We start from the raw sequence: 14804 nt of genomic DNA on the forward strand, positions 1-14804 counted from the left end.
AGCGCCTGCAGCTATCTTTCTCGAAGCACACGAATACCTGGATCACAACCGGTGCGACCGGTCCCCGTGCGCAAACCCCACGGGTTCCCAAGGCTCGCCTGCCCCCACGGCCAGCACCTTGAACAACTCGCCCATCTCGTGTTCCATGATCAATTTGGCCGCTGTCGCCCGTCCCGCTTGTGGTAGCAGCTCCATTTTGGGGAGCAAACCACAGTTGATGAGGAAATGCGCCTGCGTGGTGTAACCCAGCACATTGAGGCCCGCCTCTTGCGCGGCCAGCGCCATGGCGGTGAAGTTGACGTGCGCGGTGATGTCTTTGAGCCCCACCGCCACCAGCGGGTCGCCATCGGCCAGGTGGCCCTGGTGGCACATCACGGTGCCCATGTGGCGCTGGGGGTGGTAGTACTCGTCTTCGCCAAACCCATAGTCCAGCAAGAAGGCTGCGCCGCACGTGAGCCGGTCGGCCAGCATGCGCATGAAGCCTTCGCCCTGGGCGTGGATCTCGGTCAGGTAATCCTGCGGGCCTTCGATGTCGATGGGCGGGCGCAGGTCGGTGGGGCGGTCGGCCCAGGCAAAACTGCCGTCCTGAGCTACCGCCACGCCGCGCTCATGCCACACACCGCCCTGCTGGCCGCCGTGGCGCGCCAGCAGTTGCACGGGCATGGCGTCCAGTACCTCGTTGCCCACCACCACGCCGCTGAATTTTTCGGGCAAGGCATCCACCCAGCGCAGCTTGTGGGCATGCGCCACCAGTTTGGCCTGCTGGCGCGCGCGCAGGCTGCCCGACAGATCGACGATGGTGTAGCGCTGCACCTGATCGCCCAACGCATCCAGCAACTGCAGCGCCAGCGCGCCGGAGCCCGCGCCAAACTCCCAGACCTCGTCGGTGCCGGTTTGGGCCAGGGCTTCACCCACCTGCACGGCCAGCGTCTGGCCGAACAGTGGGGTCATCTCGGGCGCGGTCACAAAGTCGCTGCCGGACTCAGGCATGGCGCCGAACTTGGTGGAACCGTTGGCGTAGTAGCCCAGGCCGGGCGTGTACAAGGCCAAGGCCATGAAGCGGTCAAAACCCAGCCATCCGCCCTCGGCGGCAATGGCCTGGGTGATGTGCTGGTGCAGGGCGGTCGTTAAACTGTCGGGTCTTTGGGTCACGGCCCGCATTGTCTCCCAGCCCACATGCCTACTCCCTCCCACCCACGCACCGTTCTGGTCACAGGCGCCGCCAAGCGCCTGGGCCGCAGCATTGCGCTGGCCCTGGCGGCGGGTGGCTGGCAAGTAGCGGTGCACTACCGATCGTCCGAGCAGGACGCTATCGATACGGTAGCTGCTTGCGCACGACTGACAAGCGCTAGCGCCCATTTTGATGCTGATTTTGAGGATGAGGCTGCGGTGCGCGGCTTGTTGCCCCGCGTGGTGACGCACTTTGGCCGTTTGGATGCGGTGGTCAACAGCGCCTCGTTGTTCGAGCATGACAACGCCGCCACCTTTGGTTTTGCCGCGCTCGAAAAGCACCTGCGCAGCAACACCGCCGCCCCCGTGCTGCTGGCCCAGGCGCTGCACCAGCACGTGGCCGACCGCGCGGCCCAGGGCGAGGCCGACGCGCAGGGCGCCGTGGTCAACCTGCTGGACCAGAAGCTCTGGAACCAGAACCCCGATTTTGTGAGCTACACGCTCTCCAAGGCTGCACTCGAAGCTGCGGGCACCATGCTGGCCATCGCCCTGGCGCCGCGCGTGCGCGTGGTGGGCGTGGCGCCGGGCCTCACGCTGACCAGCCACATGCTCAGCGACGAAAAGTTTGCCCAGTTGCACTCCCTCAGCCCCCTGGGCCGCTCGTCCACCGCCGAGGACGTGGCGAGTGCGGTGAAGTTTGCGCTGGAGAACCGGTCGATGACCGGCACCACGCTGCTGGTCGACGGTGGCCAGCATCTGATGAAGTTTGACCGCGATTTCTCTTTGATGTGAGCGCCCGCTCACTCCAGGACCTATTCATGACCACCGCTGCAGGCACCCAGATCCTCACGCTCACCGGTTTGCGCTTTGACGCCAACCTGGGCATCCTCGACCACGAAAAGACCGACCCCCAGCCCATCCAGGTCGATGCCGAACTGAGCCTGGGCGTGCAGCCGCTGGCCCCGCGCGACGACGACATCGGCCATGTGCTGGACTACCGCCGTGTGCGCCAGATCATCATCGACGAGTGCACAGCAGAGCATGTGAACCTGCTGGAGAGCCTGATCGGCAAGCTGGCCAACCGCCTCATGCAGCTGCCCGGCGTGCTGGGGGTGCGGGTGAAGATTGCCAAACTCGAAATTTTTGACGACTGCGAAGTGGCCATTCGCATCGAGACAGGACAGTGGTGACCCCATGAGCGCAGTATTGAATGAAGCCCCAACTTCCGCCCAATCCACTGGCTGGACGGAGGAAAGCACCGAAGCCACCAGCGGCGCCGCCCGCATGAAGATCGAGCGCGAAACCCACAAGCTGGAAAAGCGCCTGTGCCGCGAGGTCGGCAAGGCCATCGTCGACTTCAACATGATCGAAGAAGGCGACAAGGTGATGGTGTGCATGTCCGGCGGCAAGGACAGCTATGCGCTGCTCGACATCCTGCTCAAGCTCAAGGCCCGCGCGCCCATTCACTTTGACCTGGTGGCCGTGAACCTGGACCAGAAGCAGCCGGGGTTTCCTGAGCATGTGCTGCCCGAATACCTGGCCAGCACCGGCGTGCCCTTCCACATCGAGAACGAGGACACCTACAGCATCGTCAAGAAGCTGATCCCCGAGGGCAAGACCACCTGCAGCCTGTGCAGCCGCCTGCGCCGGGGCATTCTGTACCGCGTGGCCGATGAGCTGGGCTGCACCAAGATCGCGCTGGGCCACCACCGCGACGACATCCTGCAGACGCTGCTGCTCAACATGTTCTTTGGCGGCAAGATGAAGAGCATGCCCCCTAAGCTGGTCAGCGACGACGGCAAGCATGTGGTGATCCGCCCGCTGGCCTACGTGGCTGAGAAGGACACCACCCGCTGGGCTGCGCACCGCAACTTCCCCATCATCCCGTGCAACCTGTGCGGCAGCCAGGAGAACCTGCAGCGCAAGCAGGTGGGCGAGATGCTGCGCGAATGGGAAAAGCGCTTCCCGGGCCGGGTGGAGAACATGTTCAATGCGCTGCAGAACGTGGTGCCATCGCACCTGCTGGACGGCAGCCTGTACGACTTCAAGAACGCGAAGGCCACGGGCATCGCCAGCGAAGACGGCGACAAGGCGTTTGACAAGGAAGAGTTTGTGGCGCCCTCGCCATCGCTGCCCGGCGTGCAGGTGGTGCAGCTGTCGTGAACCCTGGCAAGCTGGGGCACTCTCATGGAGACTTCTTTTTCTGGAGCGTCTGACCATGACAACGCAACGCCGATGGATTCCCCTTCTTGTACTGGGCTTGGCAACCGCCTTGCTCGCGGGCTGCAGCACCACCCGCGTGGTCGACGGGCAAGTACAGAGCTTCTCAACCCTGGCGGCCGCGCCTGCACCTGCCACCTACCGCATCGAACGCCTGCCTTCGCAGCAAACCCCATCGTTTGACGCCATCGCCGCACTGGCAGAACAGTCCCTGGCACGCGCCGGCCTGCAACGCGACGATGCCGCGCCCCGCCTGCGGGTGCAACTGGGCGTGCAGGCTGACACGGTGCCGCGCAACGATCCTTTCAGCCCCTACGGGCCCTACGGTGCGTATGGCCCCGGCCCTTGGGGCGTGGGTGGCTGGTATGGCCGAGGCTGGGGCGTGCATGGCAGGTGGCGCTTTGGCGAGCCCACGCCCCTGCACCGCCGCGCTGTCAGCATCGTGATGCGCGATGCCAACACCCAGGCGGTGGTGTACGAAACCTCGGCCGTGCACGAAGATGTGTGGGTGAGTGACCCGGCCGTCTATGGTGTGCTGTTTGACGCCGCACTCGATGGCTTTCCCAAACCACCCCAGGGCCCTCGACAGGTGCGCCTGCCCCTGGCGCAAAAATGAAACATTCCCCTGAGCGGCTGCGAGCTACATCCAACGCCATCGAAAACTGACATGCACGCTACCCGCATCATTGCCATCCGCCACGGTGAAACCGCCTGGAACGTGGACACCCGCATCCAGGGCCACCTGGACATTCCGCTCAACAACACCGGGCTGTGGCAGGCCGATCAGGTCGCCCAGGCACTGGTGGGTGAACCGATTGCCGCCATCTACACCAGCGACCTGCAGCGCGCGCACGCCACGGCCCAGGCCGTGGCCCGCACCACGGGCGCGCCTTTGGTGACCGATCCCGGCCTGCGCGAACGTAGTTTTGGCCACTTTCAGGGCCGCACGTTTGCCGAGATCGAGGCCGAGCTGCCCGAAGACGCGCTGCGCTGGCGCAAGCGCGATCCGCACTACACCCCCGAAGGTGGCGAGTCGCTCGTCGCGCTGCGCGAGCGCATCGAACGCACCGTGACCGTCCTGGCGCAGCAGCATGTGGGCGAGCAGGTGGTGATGGTGGCGCACGGCGGCGTGCTCGATGTGTTGTACCGCCTGGCCACGCGCCAGGACATCCAGGCGCCGCGCACCTGGCAACTGTCCAACGCCGCCATCAACCGCCTGCTGTGGACGCCTGACGGCCTTACCCTCGTCGGCTGGGCAGACACCCAACACCTTGACCAAGTCGTCCTGCGCGATGAAACCCACGCCTGAATTGCAATCCACCGTCGGCCAACGCGTGGACCTGATCGACACCCCCGCTCTGGTGGTGGACCTGGACGCCATGGACCGCAATATCCAGCGCATGGCCGACTTTGCGTGCAAGCACCAGGTGCGCTGGCGCCCCCACGCCAAGCTGCACAAGAGTGCCGAAATCGCGCTGCTACAACAACGCGCGGGCGCACAGGGTGTGTGCGTGCAGAAGGTGGCCGAGGCGGAGGCGCTGGCGGCCGGTGGGGTGGATGACATCACCATCACCAACCAGGTCATCGCCATGCCCAAGCTGCACCGCGTGGCGCGGCTGGCCGCCCAACTGGCGGCACGCGGCGGGCGCCTGGGCGTGGCCGTGGACCACATCGACGGCATTGAGCGCCTGGCCGAAGCCATGGCGCAATCCGGCAGCGATGCGGGCATCGACGTGCTGGTCGAGATCGACGTGGGCCAGGGCCGCTGCGGCGTGCCGCCGGGCGAGGCCGCCGTGCCTCTCGCGCTGGCCGTGTCACGCAGCCCCCGCCTGCGGTTTGCGGGGCTGCAGGCCTACCATGGGCGCGCCCAGCACCTGGCCAGCAGCGTGGGTCGGCGCGAGACCATCGCCGCCGTGGTGCGCGCGGCGGACCACACGCGCCAGCTCATCGAAGCCGCCGGGCTGCCCGTGCCGCTGGTCACCGGATCAGGCACCGGCACCCTGGTGCACGAGGCTGCCAGCGGCGTGTTTGGCGAGCTGCAGGCGGGCTCTTTCTTGTTCATGGATGCCGACTACGCCCGCAACGAGCGCGAACCGGCACAACCCGCGTTTGAACACGCGCTGTACGTCAAGACCCAGGTGGTGTCGGTGCGCGACACCCACGCCGTGTGCGACGCAGGCCACAAGAGCCACGCCATCGACTCTGGCCTGCCCACCGTGGCCCTGCTGCCGGCCGACCGCACCCTGCGTTACGCCAACGGTGGTGATGAACACGGCCTGCTGTATGCCGACGCGCCCGACGCCCGCCTGCCCAGCCTGGGCCATATGCTCTGGCTCATCCCGGGCCACTGCGACCCGACGGTGAACCTGCACGACTTTTTGATCGGCGTGCGCGGCGGTTTGGCGACGGGTACTGTGGAGCGCATCATCAGGGTTGATGCCAGAGGCGCGCTGACCTGATTGCGGCAAGAATCGGCGGACATTTTGGTGTCCCCATGAGCCCCAGCCAGATCATTGTCCTTGCGACCCCCGTCTTCTTTTTGCTGATCGCCATCGAACTGGCGGTGGGCTACAGAAGGCAGCGCAACACCTACCGCCTGGCCGATGCCGTCAGCAGCATCAGTCTGGGCATGCTGAGCCAGACCAGCGCAGTGTTCACCCGGCTGCTGCGCATCGGCATCTACACGGCCCTGTTCGAGCACGTGGCGCTGTGGCGCAACGATGCATTCTGGACCAGCCTGCCCGGCTGGCTGCTGGCACTGGTGTTCTACGACCTGTGCTACTACTGGCTGCACCGCATGGGGCATGAATCGGCCGTGTTGTGGGCCGCGCACGCGGTGCACCACCAGAGCCAGGATTACAACCTCTCCACCGCGCTGCGCCAGACCAGCTCGGGCGCGCTGCTGGGCTGGATCTTTTATGTGCCCATGGCACTGGCGGGCGTGCCGCCGCTGGTGTTTGGCGTGGTGGCGCTCATCGATCTGCTTTACCAGTTCTGGGTGCACACCGAGCAGGTGGGCAAGCTCGGCTGGTTTGACCGCTGGTTCTGCAGCCCCAGCAACCACCGGGTGCACCATGCAGTGAACGACGCCTACCTGGACAAGAACTACGGCGGCATTCTGATCCTGTGGGACCGGCTTTTTGGCACCTTCAAGGACGAAGACGACCAGGAGAAGTGTGTGTACGGCACGCGCGGCCTGCTGAACAGCTGGGACCCACTCTGGGCCAACGCGCAGGTGTACGCCGGGCTGGCACATGACAGCTGGCACGCGCGCAGCTGGCTCGACAAGCTCAAGGTCTGGGTCAAGCCTCCGGGCTGGCGGCCTGCCGATGTGGCAGAGCGCTTTCCCAAGCCCGCCTTCCGCATGGCACAGATGCAGCTGTACCACCCGCCCATGTCGCGCGCCGTGCAGTGGTTTGCGCTGGTGCAGTTCGCGCTGCTACTGGCGGGTGTGGCGGCATTTTTATGGCAGGCCGATGCGGCGCCGCTGGCACGCAACGCCATCTGGTTTGCAGTGCTGCTGACGGTGCAATGGTCGCTGGGCGCAGTGATGCAGGGACGTATCACCGTGCTGATGGCGCTGATGCTGCAAAGCGGCGCGCTGGCCACCGCCACCAGCGCGCTGGGGTTCATGGAATGGCACTGGCTGTTCAAACCGCTGACGATGGTTTTTGCTCTTGTTTTGGTAGCTGCTAGCGCTTATTCGCCAAGCGCTAGAGGCCAATTTAACCCAAAGACCCTGCGTCTCCTCGCGGCCGCGCTGGCCGGATCGCTGGCCGGGGATGTGTTCCTCATGTTCCAGGGCTTCTTCATCCCGGGCCTGGTGAGTTTTCTGGTGGCGCATCTGTTCTATGTGGCGCTGTTCAAAAGCGGGCAGGCGTGGTTTCCGCACCGGGGTGCGCTGGCCGCCACACTGGGCATTGGCGTGGCCATGTACGCCTTTCTGTGGGCGGGTGGCCTGCCGCCTGCACTGCGCGCGCCGGTGGCGACCTATGTGCTGGTGATCGCGCTGATGGCGGCCCAGGCCATCGGCCGGGCGACGGTGTTGCGCGATGCGCCGTCGCTGCTCGTAGCGGTCGGCGCCGGGTTTTTCATGCTCAGCGACTCGCTGCTGGCCACCAACCGGTTTGTGATGCCGCTGCCGATGGCGCAGGTCTGGGTGCTGGCCACGTACTATGCGGCGCAGGCGCTGATCGTCAGTGGATGGCTGGCCAGCAAGGCCCCGGAGCCTGCCACCGCAGTGCAGCGAACGGGCGCGGCCGGAGAAGAGGGCCGCACGCACATGGCTAGGGACAGGGCTCCGAACATCGCCCCAGGGACGGCTTCACGCTCCTCCTGAGCACCTGTGTGCTCTGTGCGATGGTTTTTTAGCCAAAATTGCCGCCAGCGCTTTCGCATAAAGTGCGAATAGCTACTTATTTGATAGCAAATCACCTGCCTGCAGCTCACCCACTGGGCGCAGGCTCCACGCCCACAGTGATGGCCTCGTCGCGGGCAATCCGGCCGTCGATCAGCTCCACCAGCCGGTCGCAGCGCGCGGCCAGCCGGGGGTCGTGCGTGACCACGACAAAACTCGTGCCCCGCTCGGCATGGATACGGCGCAGCAGGGCAAACACTTCGGCAGAGGACGCGGTGTCAAGGTTGCCCGTGGGCTCATCGGCCAGCACCAGCGGCGGGTTCATGACCAGCGCGCGCGCAATGGCCACGCGCTGCTGCATGCCGCCTGACAGCTCTGCGGGGCGCTTGTCCATGGCCTGGGCCAGGCCCACGGCGTCGAGCAGGCTGCGCGCGTGATCGCGGTGGGCGGGGGTGACGCGGCCTTCGGCCATGAGGGCCGGCAGCGTCACGTTCTCCAGCGCGGAGAAAGCAGGCAGCAGGTGGTGGAACTGAAAGACAAAGCCCAGGGTGCTGCGCCGGCGCAGGGTGAGTGCCGCATCGTCCAGGCCCTGCACCGCCTCGCCGTCCAGCAGATAGCTGCCCGTCGTCATGCGTTCGAGCAGGCCCAGGATGTTGAGCAGCGTGCTCTTGCCCGAGCCCGAAGGCCCCATCAGCGCGATGAACTCGCCCCGGCGCACCTGCAGTTGGATGCCGTGCAGCACCTCGGCCTCGCTGGGGCGGCCCAGGTTGTAGCTCTTGCGCACGGCGTCGAGCACGATCAGTTCGGGAGCGGCGGGTTGGGTCATCACATCCTGATGGCTTGCGCTGGATCCAGCGCCGCTGCCCGCCGCGCAGGCGCCACCGCCGCCAGCACACCACACACCGAGGCAATGAGTGCAATCTGCAATGCCATGCCCAGCGGCAGCGCGATCGAAAACAACGGCAGGCCATCCGAGCCCCGCACAAAATGCGTGAACACCCAGATCAGCGCCACCGCCAGCAGAAGGCCGAGCACCGAGCCCAGCGCACCCACCACGGCGCCCTGCACCAGAAACACGCGCAGCACCTGGCCCCGCGTGGCGCCCATGGCGCGCAGGATGCCGATCTCCCGGCCCTTTTGCACCACCGAGACCACCAGCACGCTGGCAATACCCAGCACCACCACCGCCAACACCACGCCCCGGATGATGGAGGTGCTGATGGACTGCGCATTGAGTGCCGACACCAGCTGGGCATTGCTCTCTTGCCAGCTCTCGATCTTGTAGGGGAACTGGGCCTGCAGTTCGCGCGCCAGCGTCTGGGCCACCCACACGTCCTTCAAGGTCAGGTCGAGCTGGCTGGCGCCCCCCGGCAGCGCCAGCAGGCTTTGCGCCGCGCGCAGCGGCACGATCACGGTGCGCCGGTTCAGGTCTTTCACCCCCAGGTCCACGAGCGCGGTGACGCGCACCGAATCACTCACCGTACCGCCCGCGCCGCTCGTCTGCACCGTGAGGCGGTCTCCCACGCGCACGCCCAAGTCGGAGGCCAGCTCGCGCCCCACGATGGCCTCGCCCGGTGACAACCGCGCCGTGCCACTGACCACCTTGGAGCGCAGCCCCACCACGCGGTCATAGCGGTCCAGGTCCACGCCCATCAGGGCAATGGCCTGCGATGCCTCGCCGCGCAGCGCCAGGCCTGAGCCGGACACCATGGGCGACACCCCGGCGACTTCGGGCAAGCGCTCCAGCAGCGGCACCAGCGCCTGCCAGTTGGCCACGGACCGCAGGCGCTGGGCACGCGGTTGGGTTTCGGTCAGCGCAGCGGTGCCAGGCAAGGCAGGGGCTGCCGGTATGACCAGGTCGTCCGGCGCCCGCAGGGTGATGTGCGCCTGGGCGCCCAGTGTTTTGGCCAGGGTGTTCGACTGCAGACCGCTGATCAGCGCCGAGATGTAGGCAATGACCGCAACCCCCGCCGCAACCCCCACGATGATGAGCACGGTCTGCATGCGGCCCTCGCGCAGAAAGCGCAGCGCCACGCGCAACTCGAAGCCAGGCCAGATCCACATGGCGGCTCAGCGGCCCATGGCGTTCGTCAATGCGGAGCCGACATCGCCCCCCGGGGTGGGGGAAACGGCGGTGGCCGCACCTGCGGACCAGGCCACCGGGCGGGCACGCACGCGGTCGCCCGCCTGGACGGCACCGCCCCTCAGCACGGTGTCGCCCTCGGCCAGGCCGTCCAGTACCTCCACAGCGTCCAGTGTGCGCAGCCCCAGCCGCACGGGGCGGGCCTGGGCGCGCCCCTCCTGCAACACCAGCACCGTCGCCTGGTCGCCCTCCACCGGGCCGCGCAGGGCCGCCTGGGGCAGTACCAGGGTCCGCTCGCGCCGCGCAGTCTCTACCTCGACCGATAAGGTCATGTCCTCGCGCAGAAAGGCGGGGGCCTGCTGCTCCAGCGCAAACTTCACCTCGATGGCACCGCGCTGGGCATCCACCGAGGGTGCGATGGTGAGCACACGCGCTGCAAAGCGCTGGCCCGCAAAGGCATCGGCCACCACCGAGGCCTTTTGGCCCGGCAGCAACTGGTCCAGAAAACGTTCGTCCACCTGGGCCACCAGCTGGGTGGGCCCGGCCAGCGCCAGGCTGAGCAAGGCCTTGCCAGGCTGCACGATCTGCCCGGGCTCGACGTCGCGCACCAGCACGCGGGCGTCGGCCGGGGCTACCAGCGTGGCCTGTGCCAGGCGGGCCTGGGCCGCCACCGTGGCCGCCCGGGCCAGCGCCAGCTGCGCCTGCGCCTGGACCACGTCAGTGCCGGCATCGGCGTTGGCCTGGACCTGTGCCTGCGCGCTCAATTGCTGCGCCTGGGCAACATCGACGGCGCGCTGCGCCTCATCGAGCTGCGCGGCGCTATAGAACCCCTGGGCCACCAGCTGCTGCACCCGCGCCAGACTGGCGCTGGCCGCTTGCAGTGTGGCATTGGCCTGCGCGCGCGCTGCCTGTGCAGCGCTGCGGCCGCTACTGCGCAGACCCACCAGGCGGGACTGCGCCTGACGCTCTGCCGCCACGGCCTGCGCCAGCGCCGCCGCGAGCTCGTCGGACTCCAGTTGCACCAGCACGTCGCCCTGGCGCACCTGCGCGCCTTCTGCCACCCGCACCTCGGCCACGCGGCCGGTGATGGTGCTGCCCACATCCACCCGCGACAACGTGGCCACGCGCGCCGAAAACTGCAGCGTGCGCACCAGCGGCGCCGACTGCACCAACAGGGCATCGACCTGCGGACCACGCAGCGCCATCGCCCCGGTGAAGGCAGCCACCACCAGCACGACAGCGCCCAACGCAACCGCAAACCAGCGCCTATTCACAGATCTGCCCTGGTCGCCATGCGCTGTGCCTTCCGTCATTCAGAAAACAGCCCGCCAGCCGCCTTGGGCGGCGCCACCCCCAGATGTCGGAACGCCGCCAGCGTGGCAATGCGCCCACGCGGCGTACGCTGCAAAAAGCCTTGCTGGATGAGGTAGGGCTCAATCACGTCTTCGATGGTGCCCGCCTCTTCCCCGATGCTGGCGGCAATGTTGTCCAGCCCCACGGGGCCGCCATCAAAGCGGTGGATGACCGCCTCCAGCAGCTTGCGGTCCATCACGTCAAAACCCTGCGGGTCCACATCCAGCATGGCGAGCGCCTTGTCGGCAATGGGTTTGGTGATGCGCCCGTCGCCCTTGACCTCGGCGTAGTCGCGCACGCGGCGCAGCAGCCGGTTGGCGATGCGGGGTGTGCCGCGCGAGCGGCGGGCAATTTCAAAGCCGCCTTCTTCATCCATGGGCGCATTGAGCAGCCCCGCGCTGCGCTTGACAATGCGCGCCAGCTCTTCGGCTGTGTAGAACTCCAGCCGCGCCACGATGCCAAAGCGGTCGCGCAGCGGGTTGGTCAACATGCCCGCACGTGTGGTGGCGCCCACCAGCGTGAAGGGCTGCAGGTCGAGCTTGATGCTGCGCGCCGCAGGCCCCTCGCCGATCATGATGTCGATCTGGTAGTCCTCCAGCGCGGGGTAGAGAATTTCCTCCACCACAGGCGACAGGCGGTGGATCTCGTCAATGAAAAGAACGTCGTTCTTTTCGAGGTTGGTCAGCAGCGCCGCCAGGTCCTTGGGCTTTTCGAGCACAGGGCCACTGGTCTGGCGCAGGTTGACCCCCAGCTCAGCCGCAATGATGTGACTGAGCGTGGTCTTGCCCAGACCGGGCGGGCCAAACAGCAGCACATGGTCCAGCGCCTCGCCCCGCTTCCTCGCCGCGCCGATGAAGATCTCCAGCTGCTCGCGCGCCTTCGCCTGGCCCACGTACTCCTGCAGGAGCTTGGGGCGCAGCGCGCGCTCGATCGCCTCCTCCTGGGGCGATGCGGGCACGGCCGAGATGACGCGTTTTGCGGGGGCGGGGGCGAAGTCGTCGGTCTGGATCGTCATGCAGCGCGGTTACTTGTCCGCCCAGACATAAAAGCCAATGCCTTCTTCAAGGTACTGCTGGCTCAGGTTGGCGTTGATGTAGTTGCGCTCCGCTGCACTGGTTGTGTAGAAGTAGGTGTTCGTGCTGCGGTTGAAGTAGCGGTAGACAGGCATAGCACCATTGCCCGGTGCAGCCTGCCCCCACCATGCGGTGCCTTCCAGCGCCACAGTGGGGAAAGCACGGATCAGACCATCACGCTCTGCCGGGTTGGCCGTGTAAAGGTGCATCTTGCGGGCCAGATCGACCAGGCGATACACCGGGAACAGGCTGGAGTCCTGGTTGGAGCCTTCAACGGGGTAAGCGTAGAAGATCGGACCTTCGTAGATGAAGTTCGATCCAAACTGTTTGATCAGGAGATCCCGCTCGCCAACATTGCTGGTGTAGAAATGCTCCAGGCCAGCGCTGTTGTAGAAGCGATAGACAGGCACCCGCTCCGTGGGGCCAGTGGGTGGCGTGGCAGACGACAGCCAGTTCTTGAGCGCTGCGTTGAACGCCACGTCAAAACGGCCATAGTAATCGGGGACTGTGGTGGCCGTGCAGCTGGAACCACCGCCGTAGAGCGTACCGATCACATGTGTGCCACCCTTGAACAAGGCCGAGCCACTGCTGCCACCTTCGGTGGTGCCCTGGGTCCAGTTCACCTGGTAGTAGTTGCCCGTTGTACCGCTGCACTGGAACTGGGTTTCACTGGTGGGAGTGCAGGAAATCAGGCTGTTCAACGTACCCAGGCTGACCTTGAGCAGGTCGCCCCGGGGATGGTGCAGACCCACCACAGGTGTACTCAAAGCCTGGGTGCCCGCATCCCAACCGGCAAAGACGGCCCCTGCAGGAGGTGTGTCGTTCAGCTGCAGCAGGGCCATGTCCATGGCACCCGAGGCGTAGAGCAGCGATGCGCCGTTGACGCGCTGGATGGTGGCACTCGACAAGGTGCGGCTGTTACACGTTGGCGAACGGAAGAACCAGTCGGTCTGCAGCGAGGCGGCTTCGGACTGCTTGGAGATGCAGTGGTTGGCCGTCAAGAAATACGGCGTGCCCGAAGACCGGCTGTCATTGAGCAATGTGCCCGTGCACAGATAGGTGTTGGCACCGGACGTGAACAACATGCGCGCCACGGCATTGCGCTCAGTCGCATAGGTATCGTAGCAGGTGGCATCCAGGTGGCACGAAGCCGATTCGTTGATCTTGGTGGAGAGTTCTGCCTCCGTAGGGATCGACAGGTTCTCGAAGATGTGCGACACGCGCGGCACCGAGATGTCCACCGTGCTGGCATCCGCACCTACGGGCAGCTCCAGCTCCAGCGTGGCCTCGTCCGATCCGGTATCTGGCGTCCACCAGGTCTGACCGTCCAGAGTGGTGTCGCCCGCCTGCGCATTGCGCTCAATGCGCTGCAGCACTTCCTGGCCGGAAATCTGGAACACCTTGGAGGCGTTGGCCTGGCTGTACACACGCAGCACTGTGCCTTGTGGCAGCGCCTTGACCACTACGCCCAGGCGCAATCCGTACGCACCTTCGGCCGAAAAACTGATAGCAGCCACCTTACCGCCAGTGGCGGTGGGCTTCCACTGCAACTGCTGCTGTGTCTGGGCTGCGGCGCGGGTGGCCACCACATCGCGCGCTGTACCCACCTGGCGTGGGCCGATACCGCCACCCAGCGAAGCCGTCTTGGATGCATCCAAGGCTCCAAGGCTCACCCGGGAAGGCGTGGGCGCTGTGACAAGCGCGCTGCGGGATTTGATGTTCGAGACACCCTGGTCCACGCTGGCGGGCTGCACCCAGCCATCCACCATCAGCACAGAGGCCGCCTTTTGCGCGCTGGCCTCGGTACCGCTTCCGCCGCATCCGGCCAACAAGGCAAGCGCCGCACCCCAGGCAACGCCCATCCGCCACATCATTCCATTTTTCATTTCTTTCCCTCGCTCCGGTCAAAACCGCCATTGAACACGAAAACAACTGCCGCAACAAACCCGCAAGTGCACTACCTGGCCAACGCCTTCAGCGCCAGTTTGATGCCATCGCTCACACCCACCTCTGGTGGCAGGGCCTTGAGGGCCGCCGCAGCCTCTTTGTCGTTGTAGCCCAAAGCCAACAGTGCCTGCAGAATGTCGGCCTGTGCGTCACTGGCAGCGGGCCCGTGGGCAGCGCCCATGTCGGCCCCCAGCTTGCCCTTGAGCTCCAGCAGCAGCCGCTCGGCCGTCTTCTTGCCAATGCCCGGCACCTTGACCAGGCGGCCTGCCTCCTGCAGCGTGATGGCCTGGGCCAGATCCGCCACGCCCATGCCGCTCAGGATGGACAGCGCGGTGCGCGGCCCCACGCCCGATATCTTGATCAGCTCGCGGAACGCCTGGCGCTCGGGCGCCGTGGCAAAGCCATACAGCAGCTGCGCGTCTTCGCGCACAATGAACTGGGTCAGCAGGCTCACCTTTTCGCCCACAGCAGGCAGGTTGTAGAACGTGCTCATGGGCACATTCACCTCATAGCCCACGCCATGGCAGTCCAACAGCACCTCGGGGGGATTCTTCTCCAGCAGGGTGCCGGTCAATTTGCCTATCATTGATGTCCTTTGCCG

General features: G+C 66.0%; 14 protein-coding genes. 7 read left to right on the forward strand and 7 right to left on the reverse strand.

Annotation, left to right across the window (positions count from 1 at the left end; genetic code table 11):
* Positions 1 to 42: 42 nt before the first annotated feature.
* On the reverse strand, positions 43 to 1161 hold the full coding sequence (locus tag LPA35_RS14520; protein WP_228897697.1) for a class I SAM-dependent methyltransferase: 1119 nt from the start codon (positions 1159 to 1161) through the stop codon (positions 43 to 45).
* A 15-nt stretch (positions 1162 to 1176) separates the two neighbouring features.
* On the opposite strand from LPA35_RS14520, the gene LPA35_RS14525 reads away from it, so the two are divergent.
* From LPA35_RS14525 to LPA35_RS14555, 7 genes are read left to right on the forward strand one after another with little or no spacing between them, the layout of a single operon-like run.
* Complete coding sequence (locus tag LPA35_RS14525; RefSeq protein ID WP_228897457.1) at positions 1177 to 1962, forward strand: SDR family oxidoreductase; 786 nt, start codon at positions 1177 to 1179, stop codon at positions 1960 to 1962.
* A 26-nt stretch (positions 1963 to 1988) separates the two neighbouring features.
* Complete coding sequence (locus LPA35_RS14530) at positions 1989 to 2360, forward strand: dihydroneopterin aldolase (RefSeq protein ID WP_008907163.1); 372 nt, start codon at positions 1989 to 1991, stop codon at positions 2358 to 2360.
* A 4-nt stretch (positions 2361 to 2364) separates the two neighbouring features.
* Positions 2365 to 3333 carry a tRNA 2-thiocytidine(32) synthetase TtcA gene (ttcA, locus tag LPA35_RS14535; protein WP_228897458.1) on the forward strand — a complete coding sequence of 323 codons (969 nt, stop codon included), beginning with the start codon at positions 2365 to 2367 and terminating at the stop codon, positions 3331 to 3333.
* Positions 3334 to 3388: 55 nt separating this feature from the next.
* Positions 3389 to 4006, forward strand: coding sequence for a DUF4136 domain-containing protein (locus tag LPA35_RS14540; RefSeq protein ID WP_228897459.1), 618 nt, complete (start codon positions 3389 to 3391; stop codon positions 4004 to 4006).
* 51 nt (positions 4007 to 4057) lie between these two features.
* Positions 4058 to 4699 (forward strand): histidine phosphatase family protein, encoded by a 642-nt coding sequence (locus LPA35_RS14545; protein ID WP_228897460.1) that lies wholly within the window; start codon positions 4058 to 4060, stop codon positions 4697 to 4699.
* Positions 4683 to 5849 (forward strand): DSD1 family PLP-dependent enzyme, encoded by a 1167-nt coding sequence (locus LPA35_RS14550; protein ID WP_228897698.1) that lies wholly within the window; start codon positions 4683 to 4685, stop codon positions 5847 to 5849. Before LPA35_RS14545 ends, LPA35_RS14550 begins: the two co-directional genes overlap by 17 nt.
* 35 nt (positions 5850 to 5884) lie before the next feature.
* On the forward strand, positions 5885 to 7729 hold the full coding sequence (locus LPA35_RS14555; protein ID WP_228897461.1) for a lysoplasmalogenase family protein: 1845 nt from the start codon (positions 5885 to 5887) through the stop codon (positions 7727 to 7729).
* A gap of 106 nt (positions 7730 to 7835) precedes the next feature.
* On the opposite strand, the gene LPA35_RS14560 is transcribed toward LPA35_RS14555, so the two are convergent.
* The 6 genes from LPA35_RS14560 to ruvA all read right to left on the reverse strand — a co-directional run bounded on the left by LPA35_RS14560 (position 7836) and on the right by ruvA (position 14789).
* Entirely contained in the window at positions 7836 to 8573 is a 738-nt protein-coding gene (locus LPA35_RS14560) for an ABC transporter ATP-binding protein (protein ID WP_228897462.1), read from the reverse strand.
* Positions 8573 to 9811 (reverse strand): FtsX-like permease family protein, encoded by a 1239-nt coding sequence (locus tag LPA35_RS14565; RefSeq protein WP_228897463.1) that lies wholly within the window; start codon positions 9809 to 9811, stop codon positions 8573 to 8575. The genes LPA35_RS14560 and LPA35_RS14565 overlap by 1 nt, the downstream gene beginning before the upstream one ends.
* Positions 9812 to 9817: 6 nt before the next feature.
* Positions 9818 to 11104, reverse strand: coding sequence for an efflux RND transporter periplasmic adaptor subunit (locus LPA35_RS14570; RefSeq protein ID WP_228897464.1), 1287 nt, complete (start codon positions 11102 to 11104; stop codon positions 9818 to 9820).
* A 35-nt stretch (positions 11105 to 11139) separates the two neighbouring features.
* A complete protein-coding gene (ruvB, locus tag LPA35_RS14575) occupies positions 11140 to 12198 on the reverse strand; it encodes a Holliday junction branch migration DNA helicase RuvB (protein WP_055396394.1) in 1059 nt (352 codons plus the stop codon).
* 9 nt (positions 12199 to 12207) lie between these two features.
* The gene (locus LPA35_RS14580; protein ID WP_228897465.1) at positions 12208 to 14142 is read right to left on the reverse strand and encodes a trypsin-like peptidase domain-containing protein; all 1935 of its coding nucleotides are present in this window, start codon (positions 14140 to 14142) and stop codon (positions 12208 to 12210) included.
* Positions 14143 to 14213: 71 nt separating this feature from the next.
* Positions 14214 to 14789 carry a Holliday junction branch migration protein RuvA gene (gene ruvA, locus LPA35_RS14585; RefSeq protein ID WP_121507662.1) on the reverse strand — a complete coding sequence of 192 codons (576 nt, stop codon included), beginning with the start codon at positions 14787 to 14789 and terminating at the stop codon, positions 14214 to 14216.
* Between the last annotated feature and the right edge of the window lie 15 nt (positions 14790 to 14804).

Origin of the sequence: Acidovorax sp. Leaf73, assembly GCF_916855635.1 — a bacterium.
GTDB lineage: Bacteria > Pseudomonadota > Gammaproteobacteria > Burkholderiales > Burkholderiaceae_C > Acidovorax > Acidovorax facilis.

Bases quoted from the DNA above. Each gene is read 5' to 3' on its own strand.
- LPA35_RS14555 (WP_228897461.1), top strand. From the start codon at position 5,885: ATGAGCCCCAGCCAGATCATTGTCCTTGCGACCCCCGTCTTCTTTTTG.
- LPA35_RS14545 (WP_228897460.1), top strand. From the start codon at position 4,058: ATGCACGCTACCCGCATCATTGCCATCCGCCACGGTGAAACCGCCTGG.
- LPA35_RS14580 (WP_228897465.1), bottom strand. From the start codon at position 14,142: ATGAAAAATGGAATGATGTGGCGGATGGGCGTTGCCTGGGGTGCGGCG.
- LPA35_RS14565 (WP_228897463.1), bottom strand. From the start codon at position 9,811: ATGTGGATCTGGCCTGGCTTCGAGTTGCGCGTGGCGCTGCGCTTTCTG.
- LPA35_RS14530 (WP_008907163.1), top strand. From the start codon at position 1,989: ATGACCACCGCTGCAGGCACCCAGATCCTCACGCTCACCGGTTTGCGC.
- ttcA (WP_228897458.1), top strand. From the start codon at position 2,365: ATGAGCGCAGTATTGAATGAAGCCCCAACTTCCGCCCAATCCACTGGC.
- ruvB (WP_055396394.1), bottom strand. From the start codon at position 12,198: ATGACGATCCAGACCGACGACTTCGCCCCCGCCCCCGCAAAACGCGTC.
- LPA35_RS14550 (WP_228897698.1), top strand. From the start codon at position 4,683: ATGAAACCCACGCCTGAATTGCAATCCACCGTCGGCCAACGCGTGGAC.
- LPA35_RS14560 (WP_228897462.1), bottom strand. From the start codon at position 8,573: ATGACCCAACCCGCCGCTCCCGAACTGATCGTGCTCGACGCCGTGCGC.
- LPA35_RS14540 (WP_228897459.1), top strand. From the start codon at position 3,389: ATGACAACGCAACGCCGATGGATTCCCCTTCTTGTACTGGGCTTGGCA.
- LPA35_RS14525 (WP_228897457.1), top strand. From the start codon at position 1,177: ATGCCTACTCCCTCCCACCCACGCACCGTTCTGGTCACAGGCGCCGCC.
- LPA35_RS14520 (WP_228897697.1), bottom strand. From the start codon at position 1,161: ATGCGGGCCGTGACCCAAAGACCCGACAGTTTAACGACCGCCCTGCAC.
- ruvA (WP_121507662.1), bottom strand. From the start codon at position 14,789: ATGATAGGCAAATTGACCGGCACCCTGCTGGAGAAGAATCCCCCCGAG.